Below are 17590 nucleotides of genomic sequence, written 5' to 3' on the forward strand. Positions count from 1 at the left end.
GCGCCGACCGCGCGTGACAACAGCGCGCCGACCGCGCCCGTCGACCGCCCGTCCACACCCTGAAACTGCGCGCAGCGGCGCGCACGGTCCCGATAGCGTCCGCGCCATGACCGATCCCGCGTGGGCGCACGAGCCGGTCGAGGTGCGCCCCCACGACCCCCGCTGGGCGGCCAGGGCAGAGTCCGAGCGCGCCCGGCTCACCGAGGTGCTGGCACCCTGGCTGGTCGACGGCGTCGAGCACATCGGCTCGACGGCGGTGCCCGGCCTGGCGGCCAAGCCGGTCGTGGACCTGATGGCGTCGGTCGCCGACCCGGCCGCGGTGGTCGGCGCGCTGGTGGCCGACGGCTGGGCCCACGTCCCGCCGGAGCTGGACCGCCAGGACTGGCGGCGGTTCTTCGTCCGCCCCGACGACGCCGGGCTGCGGCGCGTCGCCCACCTGCACGTGGTGCCCGCCGGGCACCGGCGGTGGCGCGACCAGCTCGCGTTCCGCGACGCCCTGCGCGCCGACGCCGGCCTCCGCGACCGCTACCAGGCGTTGAAGGTCTCCCTGTCGGACCGGCTGGGGCACGACCGCGAGGCGTACACCGCGGCCAAGGCGGGGTTCATCGCGACAGCGCTGCGGGCTCGCCCCTCCTGACCGTGGCGCTGAGCAGCATCGACCCGGCCGCGATCACCACCGCGCCCGCGCCGCCGACGAAGAAGCCCCAGGCGGGCGACGAGTGGTCGATCACGAACCCGGTCAGCGGCGAGCCGAGCGCCGCGCCCAGCGTGAACGCCGAGCCCTGCAACCCCATCGCCTCGCCGCGCGCCGACACCGGCGTCATCCGCGTGATGGCCTCGCCCGTCGCGGCGATCGTCGGCGCGCAGAGGAAGTTCGTCGGCACCAGGGCCAGCGCCAGCGCCCAGGGCGACGACCCGAACAGCCCGATCGGCACGGCCAGCAGCCCCATCACGCCCATCAGCGCCCACAGCGGCGGCACGCGGTGCGTCCCGCCGTACACGAACCCGCCGACCAGGGACGCCACGCACATGACGGCGATCAGCGCGCCCGTCCAGTCGGTCAGCCCCAGCCCGCGCATGTTCGCGACGACCGCCACCTCGACGCCGGACAGCACGAACGTCGCGCCGCCCGCGTTGACCAGCACGCCCAGCAGCCGCCCGGTGAGCCACTCCGAGCGCGGCACGGGTGCGCCGAGGGCGGCCTCCTCCCGCACCGGCGGGTCCACCACGTACAGGACCAGCCCGAACAGCACCATGCTCGCGCCGACGGACCACATCGCGACCCGGCTGCTCCACTGCGTGGTCAGGAACACGCCGAGCGCCGGCCCGGCCATGAACGCGACCTCGACCGCCATCGAGTCCATCGCCAGCGCCGTGCGCCGGCCCGACTCGCCGACCAGCGCGGTGATCACCTGGCGGCCGATCTGCATGACCGGCATGACGACGACGCCGGACAGGAAGCACGTGACCAGCAGCACGGGGTAGCTCAGCGACGGCGCGACGAACCAGAACAGGCCCTGCGACACGAGGGAGACCAGGAGCATCGTGCGCAGCCCGCGCCGGTCGGTCAGGCTGCCCATCAGCGGCGCGCCGACCGCGATGCCGACCGTGACGGTGGCGCCGACCAGGCCGGCCGCGCCGTAGCCGCGCTCCAGGGCGAGCAGCACGTGCATGGTGATCGTCATGCCCGCCGCGGTCGCCGGCACCCGGGCGAACAGCATCAGCAGCATCAGGGACGGGACGCGCGGGGTGCGCAGGACCGCGAGGTAGGGGGCGAGGTTCACCAGCCCATCTTCACTCGATCCGGCAAGAGGTTTAACCAATCGTTTTCTTGACCTGTTCCAGAAAAGGTGGTGTAGTAGTGGGGCCATGACCCCAGGACCACGTGAGCTGCTCAAGGACGCCGGGCTGCGGATCACCGCGCCCCGTCTCGCGGTGCTCGAGTGGCTCGGCGGGCACCCGCACTCGACGGCCGACCAGGTCGCCGAGGGCGTGCGGGCCAGGTTGGGCGCGGTGTCCACGCAGGCCGTCTACGACGTGCTCAACGCGTGCTCGCGCACCGGGTTGTTGCGCCGCATCGAGCCCGCCGGCCACCCGGCGCGCTACGAGCGGCGGACCGGCGACAACCACCACCACCTCGTGTGCCGGCGCTGCGGGCGGACGGAGGACGTGGACTGCGTCCACGGCTCGGCGCCCTGCCTGGAACCCTCCGACACCGTCGGCTTCACCGTGGACGAGGCCGAGGTCCTGTTCTGGGGTCTGTGCCCCGACTGCCGCACCCCCGAGAAGGAGCAACCAGCGTGACCGAAGCGCGTCACACCACCAACAACGCAGGCATCCCGGTCGCGAGCGACGACCACTCGCTGACCCTGGGCGCCAACGGGCCGATCCTGCTCCAGGACCACTACCTGATCGAGAAGAACGCGCAGTTCAACCGCGAGCGCGTGCCCGAGCGGGTCGTCCACGCCAAGGGTGGCGGCGCCTTCGGGTACTTCGAGACCACCGAGGACGTCAGCCGCTACACCAAGGCCGCGCTGTTCCAGCCGGGCGTCAAGACCGAGACGCTGCTGCGCTTCTCGACCGTGGCCGGCGAGCTGGGCTCGCCCGACACCTGGCGCGACCCGCGCGGTTTCGCCGTGAAGTTCTACACGACGCAGGGCAACTACGACATCGTCGGCAACAACACGCCGGTGTTCTTCCTGCGCGACCCGATGAAGTTCCCGGACTTCATCCGCTCGCAGAAGCGCCGCGCCGACACCGGCCGCCGCGACCACGACATGCAGTGGGACTTCTGGACCCTCCAGCCGCAGACCGCGCACCAGGTCACGTGGCTGATGGGCGACCGGGGCATCCCGAAGACCTGGCGGCACCAGAACGGCTACGGCTCGCACACCTACCTGTGGGAGAACGCGGCCGGCGAGAAGTTCTGGGTCAAGTACCACTTCAAGACCGACCAGGGCATCGAGAACCTGACCTCGGAGGAGGCCGCGCGCATCGCCGGCGAGGACGCCGACGCGCACCGCGCCGACCTGTGGCACGCCATCGAGCGGGGCGAGTTCCCGTCGTGGACGCTGAAGGTGCAGGTCATGCCGTACGCGGACGCGGCGGACTACCGCTTCAACCCGTTCGACCTGACCAAGGTGTGGCCGCACGCCGACTACCCGCTGATCACCGTCGGCAAGCTGGTCCTCGACCGCAACCCGTCGGACTACTTCGCGGAGATCGAGCAGGCCGCGTTCGAGCCGACCAACCTGGTGCCGGGCATCGGCACGTCCCCGGACAAGATGCTGATCGGCCGCATCTTCTCCTACCCGGACGCCCACCGGTACCGCATCGGCGCGAACTACAACGAGCTGCCGGTCAACCGCCCGAAGTCCCCGGTGAACTCGTACTCCAAGGACGGGGCGATGCGCTTCAACAACGCCACCGACCCGGTGTACGCGCCGAACTCCTACGGCGGCCCGCACGCGTCCGCCGCGGTGGCCGGCGAGACCGTGTCCGCGTACGGCGTCGAGGACGAGGTCGTGCGCTCGGCGTACAAGCTGCACGCGGAGGACGACGACTTCGGCCAGGCAGGCACGCTGGTCCGCGAGGTCTTCGACGACGCCCAGCGCGAGCGGCTGGTGAAGAACGTGGTCGCGCACGCGAGCAACGGCGTCTCGGCGCCGGTGCTGGAGCGCGTGTTCGAGTACTGGCGCAACATCGACAAGGAGACCGGCGACAAGATCGCCGCCGCCTTCGGCAAGTGACCCGTCGCCCGTCGACCGGGTGGTAGCGCGAGGGGAGGGACCGCACCCGCGGTCCCTCCCCTTCGCACGTACGCGGGTGTTCTCCGGTGGCGCGGGGCGCGCGATCAGCCGGTCTCGGCGATGTCCTGCCGCGCGTTCGCCAGCGCCAACCCGGTCCGCAGCGCGCCGACGGCCTCCGCCACGGCCTCCCGGAACACACCGCCCACGCCGAGGATGTTCGCGTACCCGTGGAACAGCCCCGCGTGCCGCCGCAGCACCACCGGCACGCCCTGCGCCGCGAGCTTGTCGGCGAACGCCTCGCCCTCGTCGCGCAGCGGGTCGAACCCGGCGGTCGCCAGGTAGGTCGGCGGCAGGCCGCTCAGGTCCTCCGCCAGCAGCACGGACAGCCTCGGGTCGGCGTGCGAGTCGAGGGACGGCGCGTAGTGGTCGATGAACCAGTCCATCTGCCGGTCGGTGAGGAAGAAGCCGTTGCCGAACAGCTCACGCGACCGCCGCCGCGCGGTGGCGTCCACCGCCGGGTAGAACAGCAGCAGGAACACCGGTTTCACCGGGCCCGCGTGCAGCGCCGTCACGGCCGCCAGGTTGCCGCCCGCGCTGTCGCCGCCGAGCGCGATGCGCGCCGGGTCGACGCCCAGCTCGTCGGCGTGCGCCGCGGCCCACTCGAACGCGGTCCGCGCGTCGTCGGTCGCCGCCGGGAACGGGTGCTCGGGCGCGAGCCGGTAGTCCGCCGACAGCACCCGCACCCCCGCCTCGGCGGCCAGGTACCGGCACAGGTTGTCGTGGCTGTCCAGGTCGCCGCTGACCCAGCCGCCGCCGTGGTAGAAGACCAGCAGCGGCGAGCCGTCGGCCAGCCCGTGCGGCACGTAGAGCCGACCGCGGACGCCGTCCATCGTCACCGCCCGGACCGCCAGCCCCCCGATGGCGGGTCCGGCGACGAGCGCGGTGCTCCGGGCCATCGCGGTGCGGTCGGCCGCGGGCGTGGTGGTCCGCCCGCCCTCGCCGGCGAGCTGCTGGAGCCGGAGCAGCAACTGGGCCTCGGGGTGCAGGCGCTGGCCGTCCAGGACGATCGGCCTGCCGATGACCAGCCTCCGCAGCGGAGCGGGCAGGCCGAACGCGAAGCGCAGGAGCCCGGCGAGTACGCCGGGAGGGAGCAACTCGGCGAGCGGTGACATGGGATGCACGTTACTCGCGGGTAATTCCTGCTGCAGGGGCATGGACCTCCAGCTAGGTGGAGGTGGCAGGATCGGGTGCCATGACGGTCACGGTGGTGGGCATCGGCGGTTCGCTGCGTCCGAACTCCCAGTCCGAGCGGGCGATGCGGCTCGTGCTGGCGGGCGCGGAGGACGCGGGCGCGAAGGTCCTGGAGGTGCCCGGACCCGAGCTGGTCCTGCCGTTCTACGACCCGGCGGTGACCGACCGCCCGGCGAACGCCCGCCGCCTGGTCGAGGTGCTGCGCTCGGCGGACGGCGTCGTGCTCGTCTCGCCCGGCTACCACGGCACGGTGTCCGGCCTGGTCAAGAACGCCCTGGACTACGTCGAGGACCTGCGCGCCGACGAGCGCCCGTACCTCGACGGCCGGGCCGTCGGCTGCGTCGCCACCGCGCGGGGCTGGCAGGCGTCCGTGACGACCCTCAACGCGCTCCGGTCCATCGTGCACGCCCTGCGCGGCTGGCCCACCCCGCTGGGCGCGGCGATCAACTCCGGCGAGGTGGACTTCGACCTCGACGGGGGCTGCTCGGACCACTCGGTCGCGGTCAATCTCCGCACGATCGGGCGACAGGTGGCGGAGTTCGCCGCGTCACAAGCGGGTTGACGGCTGTACTGGGCGGGTACGCCTTGGCCAAGCGTGGCTCGCACCCGACCGGGTGCGGCGCGGTATCGGTTCCGGCCGGGCGCCGTGGTGGCCGGAGGTCTCGACCACCGGCTCGAAGGGTGATCGTTGATGCAGGTGCTCTACACGGCGGAGGCGACCGCGGTCGGCGAGGGTCGCGACGGTGAGGTCCGCTCCTCGGACGGCGTGCTGGACGAGCGGCTGGCCACGCCGGCGGAGCTGGGCGGCCCCGGTGGCGACCTGACGAACCCGGAGCAGCTGTTCGCGGCCGGGTACGCGGCGTGCTTCCACAGCGCGCTGAAGGTCGCGGCCCGCCGGGCGAAGGTGCCGCTGGGGGAGACGGCGGTGACCGCGAGGGTCGACCTCGGCCCCGACGGCACGGGCGGCTACCGGCTCGCCGTCGGCCTGCGCGCGCACCTCCCCGGTGTCGAGCAGTCCGCGGCGGACGACCTGGTGGCCGAGGCCGACCGGATCTGCCCGTACTCCAACGCCACGCGCGGCAACATCGAGGTGGCCCTGACCGCCACCGTCTGAAGGAGGCGCTAGCAGCATGAGCAAGTCCCCGATCACCAGCTCGCTGTCCGACTCGGACAAGGCGTCCGTCGCCACCGTGCTCCAGGCCACGCTGGTCGACCTGATCGACCTGTCGCTGGCCGCCAAGCAGGCGCACTGGAACGTGGTGGGCAAGAACTTCCGCAGCGTCCACCTCCAGCTCGACGAACTGGTGACGACGGCGCGCACCTACACCGACGAGGTGGCCGAGCGGGCCTCCGCGCTGGGCATCTCGCCGAACGGCAAGGCGAAGACCGTGGCCGAGTCGTCGGGGGTGCCGGAGTTCCCGGACAACTGGCTCAAGGAGGAGGACGTGGTGACCGCCGTGGTCGCCGCCCTCGCCAAGCTCATCGAGCGGTTGCGGGACCGCATCGACGAGACCGACAAGTCCGACCTGGTCACCCAGGACCTGCTGATCGAGATCACCAAGCAGCTCGAGCAGGCCCACTGGATGTGGCAGGCCCAGCAGGCGTGACGCCACCGGCCGGCGCGCGGGTGGGAACGCCCGCGCGCCGGCCGGTCGGGTGTCAGGTGGTGGTGGCCGCCGGGGCGTCGGACCGGAGCACCCGCCGCACGAACGCGACCTCCGCCGCCGTCTGCCGGATGGTCTCCGCCACCACCAGCGAACCGTGCCCCGCGTCGTACCGGTACACCTCGTACGCCGCGCCGCGCGCGGCGAGCCGCTCCAGGTAGTTGTCGATCTGCCGGATCGGGCAGCGCGGGTCGTTCTCCCCGGCCAGCACGAGCACGGGCGCGCGCACCGCGTCCACGTAGGTCAGCGGCGAGCACTCCCGGTACCGGTCCGGCACCTCCTCCGGCGACCCGCCGAACAGCGCCCGGTCGAACGCCCGCAGCGGCTCCATCTCGTCCTCGTAGGCGGCCAGGTAGTCCGCGACCGGCACGCCCGCCACGCCCGCCGCCCACCGCTCCGGCTGGGTGCCGAGCGCCAGCAGCGACAGGTACCCGCCCCAGGACGCGCCGTTGACGACGCACCGCGCCGGGTCGGCGAACCCGGACTCGACCGCCCAGTCGTGCACGGCGGCCACGTCCTCCAGCTCGGTCAGGCCCGGCCGACCCTCGATGGCGTCCCGCCACCGCGAGCCGTAGCCGGTGGAGCCCCGGTAGTTCACGTGCACCACGGCGAACCCGGCGTCCAACCACACCGCGCGGTAGGCGGAGAACCGGTCCTCGTCCGCCGAGTGCGGGCCGCCGTGCAGGCTGAACACCGTGGGCAGCGGACCCTCGGGCGCGCCGTCCGGGCGGGCGACCAGGGCGTGCACGTCACCGACGAACACGTCCCGCAGCTCGGCCGACGGCGGGGCCTCGTGGCCGCTGGGCGCCAGCAGCACCCGCTCGTCGCCGTCCACGTCGAGCACCCGCACGACGCCGGGCCGCGCGGCCGAGGACCACGAGTACTCGACGGCGCCGTCCGGGCGGACGTTCGCCGAGCCGACCGTCCCGCGCGGGGTGTCCAGGGCGGTCAGCGCGCCGGTCGCCAGGTCGTAGCGGTGCAGGGTGTTCCGGGCCTCGAACGTGTGCACCACGAGCAGCGCCGTCGCGTCCTCGTACCAGTCGGCGCTGATCTCGCCGGGCAGGTCGACGGTGATCTCGGTCTCGGTGTCGGCCTCGACGTCCCAGATCAGCAGCTCCTCCCGGCCGCGCCGCTCGTGCAGCACCAGCAGGCGGTTGTCGCCGCGCACCGGGCTGAACGCGATCGCGTCCAGGCCCTTGCCCGGCCCGTCCCACTTCTCGGCGACCTTCGTGCCGTCCGGGGTGACGACGCGCAGCGCCGCGTGGCGGTTGTCGCCGTGCTCGGAGTGCGCCAGCGCCAGCAGGGTCTCGTCCTTGGACAGCGCGCTCACGCCGCCGTCGTTGGCGTGGGCGTAGATCACCTCGGCCGGTGCGCCGTCGCGGGACACGTGGATCGTGGTGCCATCGTCGGTCGAGGTGCCGACGGAGACGACCCGGTGGCCGATCTCCAGCCCCGCCGGGTACCCGGCGGGCACGCCCTCGACGGCGGGCGCGGCGGCGCCACCGCCCGGCTCGAACGGCTCGCTGACCCAGACGCCGAACTCGTCGCCGTCGTTGTCGGCGAACCACCAGATCGTCCGGCCGTCGGGGCTCAGCGCCGCGTGGGACGTGCCGTTCGGGCGGTCGGTGACCTGGCGGTGGGTGTCGGTGCCGCGGTCCCAGGCGTAGACCTCCCAGACGCCGCTCGCGTTCGACAGGTAGAGGCTCCGGTGCGGTGCGTCGTCCGCCCAGCCGGGCAGGCTGACCCTCGGCGCGGTGAACCGGGCGCGCCAGCGGGCGTCGGCGTCGGCGTCGTCGAACAGCGGGTCGGGGACTTCGGCGGTCGGGTGCGTCGTCACGACGTCGATCCTGCCGGCTTCCGGGCGGTGACCAGGTAGTAGTCCAGCAGTCCGCGGTCGACCGCCACCAGCCAGTTGCGGCCCCAGCCGTCGGGGTCCTCGCCGAGCGCAACCCAGCGGTCGAGGCCGGGCCACACGTGCGAGCCGATGCGGTCCGCGCGCACGTCGGCGAGCCCCGCGGCCCGCAGGTCGTCGGTGAACCGGTCGACGGGGTGCGCCAGGTCGAGCCCGGACGCGAACGTCTCCAGCAGGCCGGCCAACTCCGGCCCGGCGTCGTCGCGCCCGGCGAAGAACGTCGTGACGACGAGCCGGCCGGCCGGCGCGAGCACCCGCGCGGCCTCCCGCGCGAACCCGGTCAGGTCCTCGAAGTGCTGCGCGGCCTCGACCGACAGCAGGCGGTCGAAGGAGCCGTCCGGGAAGGGGATGGCGGACGCCGAGCCCACCGAGAACCCCACCCGCTCGTCCGGCGCGGTCCGCCGCGCGCGGTCGACCTGCTCGGGCACCAGGTCGATGCCCCGGACCAGCCGGGGCTGACGCCGCAGCACCCGCGACACGCCGACCCCGCGCCCGCAGCCGACTTCGAGCACCCGCCGGCCGGTGACGTCCAGCGCGTCGAGCGCCACGTCGTACAGGGCTCCCTGCGAGGCGATCCGCTGCTCGACGGTGATCGGGCCGTCGAGCGGGATGCCGTCCCAGTAGCCGAAGTTGATGAAGCCGCCGGCGAAGACGGGGAGGGTGCTGAGGTCGCGTGGGCCGTAGATCGCCCTGCGGAGTTCTTCGCGTGCCGAATCGTCGGTCATGCCACGATCCTGCCGGTCACCGGGGCGGGGCGGCGGCGATCCGGCGGCCCTGGTCCAGCTCTTCGTCGAAGATCCGGTCCATCGTGCGCGACGCCTTCGCCAGCGCGTCGCCGGCGACCACGAGCAGCGCGAGCACCGCCCCCGCCACCAGGCCGGCGGTGGGCGAGGCGAGGACGGCGACGACGCCCGCCGAGCCGAGCACGACCAGGCTCCAGGCGAGGAGGCGGAGCAGGCTCCCGGAGGCGGGCCTGATCGAGGAGGCGATGCTCATGCCGGCTCTCCCTCTGCGGAAGCGTCCGTGACCGACCTTCGCCTTGCCTTCGCGCCGCCCCGCTCGACCGTTACGTTGAGTGACTTGAACCGACGACCTTTCACTCAATCGGCGTAACGGAACGTAACCAAAAGCTCAGACGTGCAACACGCTACGTCGTGCTTCGGTCACACGGCCCAAAGTTCATCCCATCGAGCGACCGAACACGCCAACGCTGTGCGTTGCCGGGCGGCCGGTGCTGGGATGGCGGCGATCTTGTCGGCGGGTCGTCCCGGTGCAGACCGCGAGGATGGCGTGGTGCGTCGCAACGGAGGACGGTGTCGCCGTTGATCAAGGCCGGCAGCGGGGACGATCTCCGCTCGCGCGGGAAGACACTTCGTGACCCTGCGACCACAGCCGCGCCTACTCCGATTTCCTTCGGTTCGGCGGGTTTCGCACTTGGCCGGCACCCGCGTCGGGCAGGCACCCGCTCCCGGCCGTGCCGGACCGCTACCGGGCCGTCGTCGCCGTGGCCGCCGGTACCGGACAGCGCTGGGGCGAGACCATCGCGGACCGCCTGGACGTGCTCGACCTGGACAATCGCGTCGTCCGGGTCGTACGCACGATCATCGAGGTCGGCGGCCACACCTCCTACAAGCCGTTCCCGAAGACCAAGGTCAGCGGCGGGAGATCCCGCTCCCTGCCTGGCTGGTGCCGATCCTGCGGGAGCACATGGCGACCTACCCGCCCAACGACGACGGGCTGACCTTCACCAACGAAGCGGGCGGACCGCTGCGCCGGACGCTGTTCAGGTCGCGGGTGCGGAAGCCATCCCTCGTCCGCGCGGGCCTGCTTGGCGAGATCCTGCCGGACGGTGACGGCTTCGAAGGGCGCTGGAGCGACGACCAGGGCGTCAAGCAAGTCGAACGGTTCGCCAAGCACGACCAGGCCGTCCCGACACGTCGCCAAGTTCGCGGCGGGCGGGATGACGTTCCACGACCTGCGGCACTCCTACGCCACGTAACTCGTGGACGATGGCGTGCCGGTCAACATGGCTCAACGGGTCCTCGGGCACGAGCACGCCTCGACCACGTTGCAGCTCTACACCCGTCGCACGCTGGACCACCAGCGGATCTTGAAGGCGCTCGATGACGACGACGATGACGGCCTGTGTCAGCCCGTGCGCTGACTGGTCGCTGACCAGAACGCAAATCAGGCCCGGTATGTCTTGCGACATACCGGGCCTGAGCTGGTCGGGGTGACAGGATTTGAACCTGCGACCTCTTCGTCCCGAACGAAGCGCGCTACCAAACTGCGCCACACCCCGGCTTGCGATCGAACGAGGAGAACTCTACCTGACGTTCCCGCCCACCCCGAACCGGGTATCCCTTTCCGCGTCCGACCCGTCCTGACCTGCGTCGACAGGACGCGGCACGAGGGTGAGCAGGCTGGCCTCCGGAGGGCACGCGAAGCGCACCGGGGCGTACGGCGACGTCCCCAGCCCCGCCGACACGTTCAGCCACATGTGCGCGCCCCACCGGGAGACGCCCCGCGCCCGCGACCGGTCCAGGTCGCAGTTCGTCACCAGGGCCCCGTAGCCCGGCACGCGGAGCTGCCCGCCGTGCGTGTGGCCGGCCAGCACCAGGTCGTAGCCGTCGGCCGCGAACGGGTCCAGGACGCGGGGTTCCGGGGAGTGCGTGACGCCCAGCCGCAGGGACGCCGACGGCACCGGGCCGGCGATGTCCGCGTAGCGGTCGCGCTTCAGGTGCGGGTCGTCCAGGCCGGCCGCGAAGATCGTCTGCCCCGCCACGGTGAGCGTCTCGCGCACGTGCGTCAGGTCGAGCCACCCGCGCTCGACCATCGCCGCCCGCAGGTCGCGCCACGGCAGCGGGATCCCGTGGATGCGCCTGGTCTTCGCCGACGGCAGCAGGTAGCGGGCCGGGTTCTTCGGCCGCGGCGCGTAGTAGTCGTTGCTGCCGAACACGAACACGCCGGGGCGGTCCAGCAGGGGGCCCAGCGCGCGAACGACCGCGGGCACGGCCTGCTTGTGCGCCAGGTTGTCGCCGGTGTTCACGACGAGGTCCGGCTCCAGCTCGTCCAGCGCCGCCACCCACCGCTGCTTCGACCGCTGGCCGGGCAGCATGTGCAGGTCCGAGATGTGCAGCACGCGCACCGGCGCGGAACCGGGCGCGAGCACCGGCACGGTCGCCTGGCGCAGCGTCCAGCGCCTCCGCTCGATGCCCGCCGCGTAGGCGAGCGTGGCCGTGCCGAGGGCGGTCGTGGCGAGCAGGGTGCGGCCCAGCGTGTTCACACCCCCGAGGGTAGGGGTTGACCGATTCGGGGCGTAGCGCGGTGCCCGGTACCGTTTCCGCTCATGGCGGAGTTGAAGGCGCGGTTGCAGGCGGATCTGACGACGGCGATCAAGAACCGGGAGACGGTCCGGGCCGGCGCGTTGCGCATGGCGCTGGCCGCGATCACCACCGAAGAGGTCTCCGGCAAGTCCGCCCGCGAGCTTTCCGACGACGAGGTCCTGAAGGTCATCACCCGCGAGGTGAAGAAGCGCCGGGAGGCCGCGGAGGCGTTCGCGGGCGCGGGGCGCGCCGAGCAGGCCGAGCTGGAGCGGTCCGAGTCCGCCGTGCTGGAGGGCTACCTGCCTGCCCAGCTGGACGACGCCGAACTGGCCGCCCTGGTGGACGCCGCCGTCGCCGAGGTCGCCGCGCAGCTCGGCGAGCAGCCCGGCCAGCGGCAGATGGGCCAGGTCATGAAGGCCGTCAACGCCAAGGTCGCGGGCCGCGCCGAGGGCGGCCGGGTCGCGGCGGCCGTGAAGGCCAAGCTGGCCTGAACCGCCCCGACGCGCTCCCGGCCGCACAGCGGGGCCGCGCGGCCGGGAGCACGGGAGAACGCCGCGCTCAGCGCCCCGGCGGGTCGGTCGGCAGGGTGATCGGAGGGGGCCCGGTCGGCCGCCCGGTGCCCGGCGGCTCGCCCGACGGCTCACCCGGCGGTGGCTGGGCGGCCGTGGTCGTCTCCGCCGGCTGGGGCGGCGGCACGTACCCGGTCGACACGAGCAGCGTCACCACGGTGCCGCGCAGGGCGCTCCCGCGCGGCGTCTGGCTGACCACCGTGCCCTTCGGCTGCTCCGAGTTGCGGTTCGACGCCGTGACCTTGTAGCCGGCCTCCTCCAGCTCCCTGGTGGCGTCGTTGACGTTCTTCCCCACCACCTCGGGGATCTGGATCTCCTTGCCGCCCTTGCGGTAGCGCTCCTCCACGTCCGGCAGGCCGCGCTCGGGCAGCCCCTCGTGGACCTTCACCATCGTGTCGAACCACGTCCGCGCGGGCACGGTGCCGCCGTAGATGTCGCCCTCGCCGCACAACCGGGGCGGACCGGCGTTGACGCAGATGCCGCGCGGCGTCGTCCCGTCGTTGAACGTCTGCACGGAGCCCGCGTAGTCCGGCGTCGCGCCGATGAACGCCGCGGACTTGTACTCCTCCGTGGTGCCGGTCTTGCCGATCATCGGCCGGCTCCAGCGGAACTCCTTGGCCGCCGCCGCGGCCGTGCCGCGGTCCTGGTCGTCCTTGCTCATCCCGACCGCCAGGCCGTTCGCCAGGCCCTCGGCGACGACCTGCTCGCACGGCGCCTCGTTCACCGGGACCGGTGTCCCGTTGCGGTCCACCACGTCCGCGATCGGGCTCGGCGGGCACCACACGCCGCCGCTGACGATGGTCGCCGCGACGTTGGCCAGCTCCAGCGTGCTGACCGGCGCGGGGCTCAGCGTGAACGAGGCGTTGCCGCCGTTGGCCTTGTAGTACTCGGTCTGCGACATGCGCAGGTTCCGGTCCTTGGCCTTCGGGTCCGGGCGGACGCCGGCGATGTTGGTCGCCATCGTCTCCCGCATGCCCAGCCGGGACGCCATGTCCACCACCGGGTCGAGCCCGAGCTGCTCCTCCAGGATCACGAAGCCGGTGTTGGGCGAGGTCTGCAACGCCTGCTGCAACGTCATCTGCGGCGGGTAGTTGGAGGTCGCGTTGCCCAGGCAGTACCAGCGGGTGTCGGGCTCGCCGGTGGACGGGCACCGCGCCGCGCCGCCCTTGAACACCCGGGACGCGTGGAAGCCGGGCGTGGCCATCATGTTGTCGATGCCCATGCCCTTCTCCAGCGCCGCCGCCGCGGTGAACACCTTGTAGACGCTGCCCGCGCCGAACTTGTTCTCCACGCCGGACGGCAGGTCGTACGTGGTCTGGAACTCGTCCGCCTTCAGGCCGTAGTCGCGGTTGGCCACCAGCGCGACGACCTCGTGCTTCTCCCGGCCGGGGCGCACGATCGCCATCGTGTTGGCGATGCCGTCGGTGTTCTTGGCGACCTGCGACTCGGCGGACTCCTTGGCCTTCCGGGTGATCTCGCGGTCCAGCGTGGTCCGGATCGTGTAGCCGCCGTTCTTCAGCTGTTCCAGGCTGAAGCCGTTGCGCTCCAGGTAGGTCACGACGTACGAGCAGAAGAAGCCGTCGTCCGGGCCCGCTCCCACGCAGCCGTTGGACGGGGTCCGCACGGGGTCGACGAGGCCGAGCGGCTCCTTCTTCGCCGCCTCGGCGGCGTCGCGCGACAGCTTGTCGTTCTCGACCATCTTGTCGATGACCTGGTTCCGGCGCTCCAGCGCCTTCTCCGGGAACGCCTCCGGGTTCAGCGCCGACGGGCTGTTGACCATCCCCGCGAGCATCGCCGACTGCGGCACCGTCAGGGCCTCGGGCGTGGTGTTGAAGTACGCCTGGGCCGCCGCCGAGATGCCGTAGATCGTCGAGCCGAACGGCACCACGTTGAGGTACCGGGCGAGGATCTCCTCCTTGCCCAGTTTGCGTTCCAGTTGCAGGGAGATGCGCGCTTCACGCGCTTTTCGCGCAATTGTCTGCTCTTGCGCCTTCTGCTGTTCAACCTGGTTATTCCGCGCGACCACGTGCACCAGGTAGTTCTTCACGTATTGCTGCGTGAGCGTGGAGGCACCCTGGGTGACCGCCCCGCCCAACTGGTTGGTCAGCCCGGCGCGGATCGTGCTGCGCCAGTCGACGCCGTCGTGTTCGTAGAACCGCCGGTCCTCGACGGAGACCAGGGCCGCCTTCATCGTCGTGGAGATCTTCTCCGGTGGGACCAGCACGCGGTACTGGTCGTACAGGTAGGCGATCGGCGCACCGGCCTTGTCCGTGATCGTGGTGATCAACGGCGGGTCGGTGGTCACCAGATCCGCGGAGATGCTGTCGACCGTGTCGCTGGCTCTGTTCGAGACCAGCCCCACCGAGCCGACGACAGGGAACATCATGCCTGCCAGCAACACGCCGGCTAGCAGACACAGGCCGAGCAGTTTCAGCACGCCGTTCCTGGCTCGCATGACAGCTAAGCGTACGCCGTACCCGATCGGGTGAGAGGGTACGCGCAACCTTGATTACACAGGATGAGTACTCGTACTCAAGACAGGTAACAGGTGGGCAACCCAGGGTTGGAGGTGGAACCGGAAGGCTCTACAGTCCGTCACTGTCCAAGACAGCAGCCGACGGCGCGACCACTCAGTGGGGAGCCTACGGCATCCGCGGCAGGGGTGTGGCGGATTTAAAAAGAGTCTGGGCACTGTGTGAACCGAGGTGGGGGTTATGCAGCAGCAGGGGGATTGGCGGATCAGGGCCTCGTGCCGTGATGAGGAGCCGGACCAGCTCTTCGTGCGCGGTGCGGAGCAGCGCAAGGCCAAGGTGGTGTGCCTGGGGTGCCCGGTGCGCACCGAGTGCCTCGCCGAAGCGCTCGACAACCGGATCGAGTTCGGGGTCTGGGGCGGCATGACGGAACGGGAGCGCCGCGCGTTGCTGCGGCGGCGACCCGACGTCACGTCCTGGCACGAGCTCCTGGACACCGCGCGCCAGGAGCACCACGAGGAGAAGGTCGGGTAGTCACTCGCCCGCGAGCCGCCGGCCGATCTCGTGCAGGCCGACCAGGTCGTGCACGTCGGCCGGCAACGCGGGCACACCGACCAGCGGGACGCCGGGGTGGGCGCGGGTGAACCGCGCGAGCAGTCGCTTCTCCCGATCGGCGACGGCCACGCGGTCCGCGTGCACCCGGAGCACGGCGGCGGCCAGCGGGGCGTCGCCCGCGCGTTCCAGCCGGTCCGCGGCGGCCAGCGCACCCGGTGCGGGCAGGGAGGCCAGCACCGGGTGCGTGCGGTTGGCGACCAGGCCGTTGATGGGCATCCGCTCCGCGGACAGGCGTTCGACGAAGTAGCTGGCTTCCCGCAGCGCGTCCGGCTCGGCCGCCGCGACGACCAGGAAACCCGTGCCGGGTGACCGCAGCAGCTCGTAGGTCGCCTGGGCGCGCTGCCGGAAGCCGCCGAACATGCTGTCGAACGCCTGCACGAACGTCGAGGCGTCCTGGAGCAGCTGGCCGCCGACGATGGTCGACACGGCCTTGGTGAACAGGCCGAAGCCCGCGCCGACGATCTTGCGCAGCCCGCGCCCGCCCGCGCGCGCGGGCGCGGACAGCATCCGGATCAGCTTGCCGTCCAGCACCGTCGACAGCCGCTGCGGCGCGTCGAGGAAGTCCAGCGCCGACCGGCTCGGCGGCGTGTCCACGACGATCAGGTCCCACTCGTCCTGCGCGACGAGCTGGCCCAGCTTCTCCATCGCCATGTACTCCTGCGTGCCGGAGAACGACGTGGAGATGGTCTGGTAGAAGGGGTTCTGGAGGATCTGCTCGGCCCGCTCGCGGCCCGCGTGCTGCCAGACCATGTCGTCGAACGTCCGGCGCATGTCCAGCATCATCGCGTGCAGCTCGCCCGCCGGCTCGAACCCGTCGACCAGCACCCGGCGCGGGTGGTTGTCCAGCTCCCGCAGGCCCAGCGACTGCGCCAGCCGGCGCGCCGGGTCGATGGTGAGCACGACCGCGCGGCGGCCCCGCTCGGCGGCCCGCACGGCGAGCGCGGCGGCCGTCGTCGTCTTGCCGACCCCGCCCGAGCCGCAGCAGACCAGGACCCGCGTGTCCGGGTTGTCGAGCAGGTGGTCCACGTCGAGCCGGTTCATCGCACACCTCGTCCGACCAGCACCTCGGCCAGTTCGTACAGCGCGGCCACGTCCACGCCGTCGGTCAGCTCGGGCAGCTCCAGGGACGGCAGGTCGGCCTCGGCGAGCAGGTCCTTGGCCTGCTCCTCCATCCGCACCCGCACGGCGTGCTCCACCGCCTCGTCGACCAGCCCGGCGAGCACCTCGTCGTCCACGTCCAGCCCGGCGGCCAGCAGCCCGGCACGCAGCGCCGCGCCGTCGACGTCGCCCGCCGCGGCGGGCGCGATCGACCGGGACGGCAGCCGGGGCGGGCGCACCCGGTTCACGAACACCGCGCCCGGCCGCAGGTCGGCGGCGTCCAGCTCGGCGACCGCGTCGAGCGTCTCGCGGACCGGCATCTCCTCCAGCAGCGCGACCAGGTGCACGGCCGTGTCACCGGAGTGCAGCAGCTGCACCACGCCGTCGCTCTGGCCCTTGATCGGCCCGACCTTCGCCAGGTCGGCCATCGCGCGGGTCACGTCGAGGAACCGCACCACCCGCCCGGTCGGCGGCGCGTCCAGCACCACGGCGTCGTACTCGTGCCGCCCGGCCTTGCCCGCGCGCCGCACGCACTCCTTGACCTTGCCGGTGAGCAGCACGTCGCGCAGGCCGGGCGCGAGCGTGGTCGCGAACTCGATCGCGCCCATCCGGCGCAGCGTGCGGCCCGCGAACCCCAGGTTGTAGAACATGTCCAGGTACTCCAGCAGCGCCGCCTCCGGGTCGACGGCCAGGGCGCGGACCTCGCCGCCGCCCGGCGCGGACGCGATGCGCTCCTCGGAGTAGGGCAGCGGCGCGCAGTCGAACAGCTGCGCGATGCCCTGCCGGTTCTCGACCTCGACCAGCAGCACCCGCCGCCCGCCCGTCGCCAGCGCGAGGGCGAGCGCGGCGGCCACGGTCGTCTTGCCGGTGCCACCCTTGCCGGTGACCACGTGCAGCCGGGCTCGGGCGAGTTCGTCGGTCCAGCCGTTCACCAG

19 protein-coding genes and 1 tRNA gene are annotated in these 17590 nt (G+C 72.3%); 10 read left to right on the plus strand and 10 right to left on the minus strand.

The genetic code is table 11. The features are described 5' to 3' along the window. Positions 1-106: 106 nt before the first annotated feature. Positions 107-637, plus strand: coding sequence for a GrpB family protein (locus tag C8E97_RS02855; protein ID WP_121001362.1), 531 nt, complete (start codon positions 107-109; stop codon positions 635-637). Here C8E97_RS02855 and C8E97_RS02860 read toward each other — a convergent pair. After that, positions 603-1784, minus strand: a complete 1182-nt coding sequence (locus C8E97_RS02860) for an MFS transporter (RefSeq protein WP_121001364.1) — start codon at positions 1782-1784, stop codon at positions 603-605. The two genes, C8E97_RS02855 and C8E97_RS02860, sit on opposite strands and share 35 nt — an antisense overlap. Positions 1785-1869: 85 nt before the next feature. Here C8E97_RS02860 and C8E97_RS02865 point away from each other — a divergent pair, with 85 nt between their 5' ends. Then, positions 1870-2304: a Fur family transcriptional regulator gene (locus tag C8E97_RS02865; protein ID WP_121001366.1), complete on the plus strand. Its 435-nt coding sequence runs from the start codon at positions 1870-1872 to the stop codon at positions 2302-2304. Next, positions 2301-3749 (plus strand): catalase, encoded by a 1449-nt coding sequence (locus tag C8E97_RS02870; protein ID WP_121001368.1) that lies wholly within the window; start codon positions 2301-2303, stop codon positions 3747-3749. The genes C8E97_RS02865 and C8E97_RS02870 overlap by 4 nt, the downstream gene beginning before the upstream one ends. Positions 3750-3853: 104 nt before the next feature. Here C8E97_RS02870 and C8E97_RS02875 read toward each other — a convergent pair whose 3' ends face one another. Continuing rightward, positions 3854-4921 carry an alpha/beta hydrolase gene (locus C8E97_RS02875; RefSeq protein WP_121001370.1) on the minus strand — a complete coding sequence of 356 codons (1068 nt, stop codon included), beginning with the start codon at positions 4919-4921 and terminating at the stop codon, positions 3854-3856. Between the two features lie 80 nt (positions 4922-5001). Between C8E97_RS02875 and C8E97_RS02880 the strand changes: the two genes are divergently transcribed. From C8E97_RS02880 to C8E97_RS02890, 3 genes are all read left to right on the plus strand, one after another. After that, entirely contained in the window at positions 5002-5562 is a 561-nt protein-coding gene (locus C8E97_RS02880) for an NADPH-dependent FMN reductase (protein WP_121001372.1), read from the plus strand. A 129-nt stretch (positions 5563-5691) separates the two neighbouring features. Beyond that, a complete protein-coding gene (locus tag C8E97_RS02885; RefSeq protein ID WP_121001374.1) occupies positions 5692-6114 on the plus strand; it encodes an organic hydroperoxide resistance protein in 423 nt (140 codons plus the stop codon). Positions 6115-6130: 16 nt separating this feature from the next. Further along, complete coding sequence (locus C8E97_RS02890; protein ID WP_121001376.1) at positions 6131-6607, plus strand: Dps family protein; 477 nt, start codon at positions 6131-6133, stop codon at positions 6605-6607. 52 nt (positions 6608-6659) lie between these two features. On the opposite strand, the gene C8E97_RS02895 is transcribed toward C8E97_RS02890, so the two are convergent. Genes C8E97_RS02895 through C8E97_RS02905 form a run of 3 tightly spaced genes read right to left on the minus strand, consistent with a single transcriptional unit; the run spans position 6660 to position 9572 of the window. After that, positions 6660-8501: a S9 family peptidase gene (locus C8E97_RS02895; RefSeq protein ID WP_121001378.1), complete on the minus strand. Its 1842-nt coding sequence runs from the start codon at positions 8499-8501 to the stop codon at positions 6660-6662. Then, a complete protein-coding gene (locus C8E97_RS02900) occupies positions 8498-9301 on the minus strand; it encodes a class I SAM-dependent methyltransferase (RefSeq protein WP_121001380.1) in 804 nt (267 codons plus the stop codon). Before C8E97_RS02900 ends, C8E97_RS02895 begins: the two co-directional genes overlap by 4 nt. Before the next feature lie 16 nt (positions 9302-9317). Next, positions 9318-9572: a hypothetical protein gene (locus tag C8E97_RS02905; RefSeq protein WP_121001382.1), complete on the minus strand. Its 255-nt coding sequence runs from the start codon at positions 9570-9572 to the stop codon at positions 9318-9320. Positions 9573-10050: 478 nt separating this feature from the next. Here C8E97_RS02905 and C8E97_RS33935 point away from each other — a divergent pair, with 478 nt between their 5' ends. Both C8E97_RS33935 and C8E97_RS35140 read left to right on the plus strand, forming a co-directional pair. After that, complete coding sequence (locus C8E97_RS33935) at positions 10051-10317, plus strand: hypothetical protein (RefSeq protein ID WP_147454981.1); 267 nt, start codon at positions 10051-10053, stop codon at positions 10315-10317. A 261-nt stretch (positions 10318-10578) separates the two neighbouring features. Next, positions 10579-10740: a hypothetical protein gene (locus tag C8E97_RS35140; RefSeq protein ID WP_211346896.1), complete on the plus strand. Its 162-nt coding sequence runs from the start codon at positions 10579-10581 to the stop codon at positions 10738-10740. A gap of 61 nt (positions 10741-10801) precedes the next feature. Here C8E97_RS35140 and C8E97_RS02915 read toward each other — a convergent pair. Continuing rightward, a tRNA-Pro gene (locus C8E97_RS02915) sits at positions 10802-10878 on the minus strand. Between the two features lie 24 nt (positions 10879-10902). Then, positions 10903-11853 carry a metallophosphoesterase gene (locus tag C8E97_RS02920; protein ID WP_425470654.1) on the minus strand — a complete coding sequence of 317 codons (951 nt, stop codon included), beginning with the start codon at positions 11851-11853 and terminating at the stop codon, positions 10903-10905. Between the two features lie 72 nt (positions 11854-11925). Here C8E97_RS02920 and C8E97_RS02925 point away from each other — a divergent pair, with 72 nt between their 5' ends. Beyond that, a complete protein-coding gene (locus tag C8E97_RS02925; protein WP_121001386.1) occupies positions 11926-12393 on the plus strand; it encodes a GatB/YqeY domain-containing protein in 468 nt (155 codons plus the stop codon). Positions 12394-12460: 67 nt separating this feature from the next. Here C8E97_RS02925 and C8E97_RS02930 read toward each other — a convergent pair whose 3' ends face one another. Next, positions 12461-14926 (minus strand): transglycosylase domain-containing protein, encoded by a 2466-nt coding sequence (locus tag C8E97_RS02930; protein WP_121001388.1) that lies wholly within the window; start codon positions 14924-14926, stop codon positions 12461-12463. 259 nt (positions 14927-15185) lie between these two features. Here C8E97_RS02930 and C8E97_RS02935 point away from each other — a divergent pair, with 259 nt between their 5' ends. Then, positions 15186-15476, plus strand: a complete 291-nt coding sequence (locus tag C8E97_RS02935; RefSeq protein ID WP_121001390.1) for a WhiB family transcriptional regulator — start codon at positions 15186-15188, stop codon at positions 15474-15476. Here C8E97_RS02935 and bagB read toward each other — a convergent pair whose 3' ends face one another. Then, positions 15477-16598 carry an ATPase BagB gene (bagB, locus tag C8E97_RS02940; RefSeq protein WP_121001392.1) on the minus strand — a complete coding sequence of 374 codons (1122 nt, stop codon included), beginning with the start codon at positions 16596-16598 and terminating at the stop codon, positions 15477-15479. Further along, on the minus strand, positions 16595-17587 hold the full coding sequence (bagA, locus tag C8E97_RS02945; RefSeq protein ID WP_121001394.1) for an ATPase BagA: 993 nt from the start codon (positions 17585-17587) through the stop codon (positions 16595-16597). The genes bagB and bagA overlap by 4 nt, the downstream gene beginning before the upstream one ends. Positions 17588-17590 lie beyond the last annotated feature (3 nt).

This window comes from Saccharothrix australiensis, assembly GCF_003634935.1.
In the GTDB taxonomy this organism is placed as follows: Bacteria; Actinomycetota; Actinomycetes; order Mycobacteriales; family Pseudonocardiaceae; genus Actinosynnema; species Actinosynnema australiense.

What these genes read in the sequence shown, in the direction of transcription:
- C8E97_RS02855 (WP_121001362.1), top strand. Translation starts at nt 107, where the DNA reads ATGACCGATCCCGCGTGGGCGCACGAGCCGGTCGAGGTGCGCCCCCAC.
- C8E97_RS02865 (WP_121001366.1), top strand. Translation starts at nt 1,870, where the DNA reads ATGACCCCAGGACCACGTGAGCTGCTCAAGGACGCCGGGCTGCGGATC.
- C8E97_RS02875 (WP_121001370.1), bottom strand. Translation starts at nt 4,921, where the DNA reads ATGTCACCGCTCGCCGAGTTGCTCCCTCCCGGCGTACTCGCCGGGCTC.
- C8E97_RS02880 (WP_121001372.1), top strand. Translation starts at nt 5,002, where the DNA reads ATGACGGTCACGGTGGTGGGCATCGGCGGTTCGCTGCGTCCGAACTCC.
- C8E97_RS02885 (WP_121001374.1), top strand. Translation starts at nt 5,692, where the DNA reads ATGCAGGTGCTCTACACGGCGGAGGCGACCGCGGTCGGCGAGGGTCGC.
- C8E97_RS02890 (WP_121001376.1), top strand. Translation starts at nt 6,131, where the DNA reads ATGAGCAAGTCCCCGATCACCAGCTCGCTGTCCGACTCGGACAAGGCG.
- C8E97_RS02900 (WP_121001380.1), bottom strand. Translation starts at nt 9,301, where the DNA reads ATGACCGACGATTCGGCACGCGAAGAACTCCGCAGGGCGATCTACGGC.
- C8E97_RS02905 (WP_121001382.1), bottom strand. Translation starts at nt 9,572, where the DNA reads ATGAGCATCGCCTCCTCGATCAGGCCCGCCTCCGGGAGCCTGCTCCGC.
- C8E97_RS02925 (WP_121001386.1), top strand. Translation starts at nt 11,926, where the DNA reads ATGGCGGAGTTGAAGGCGCGGTTGCAGGCGGATCTGACGACGGCGATC.
- C8E97_RS02930 (WP_121001388.1), bottom strand. Translation starts at nt 14,926, where the DNA reads ATGCGAGCCAGGAACGGCGTGCTGAAACTGCTCGGCCTGTGTCTGCTA.
- C8E97_RS02935 (WP_121001390.1), top strand. Translation starts at nt 15,186, where the DNA reads ATGCAGCAGCAGGGGGATTGGCGGATCAGGGCCTCGTGCCGTGATGAG.
- bagB (WP_121001392.1), bottom strand. Translation starts at nt 16,598, where the DNA reads ATGAACCGGCTCGACGTGGACCACCTGCTCGACAACCCGGACACGCGG.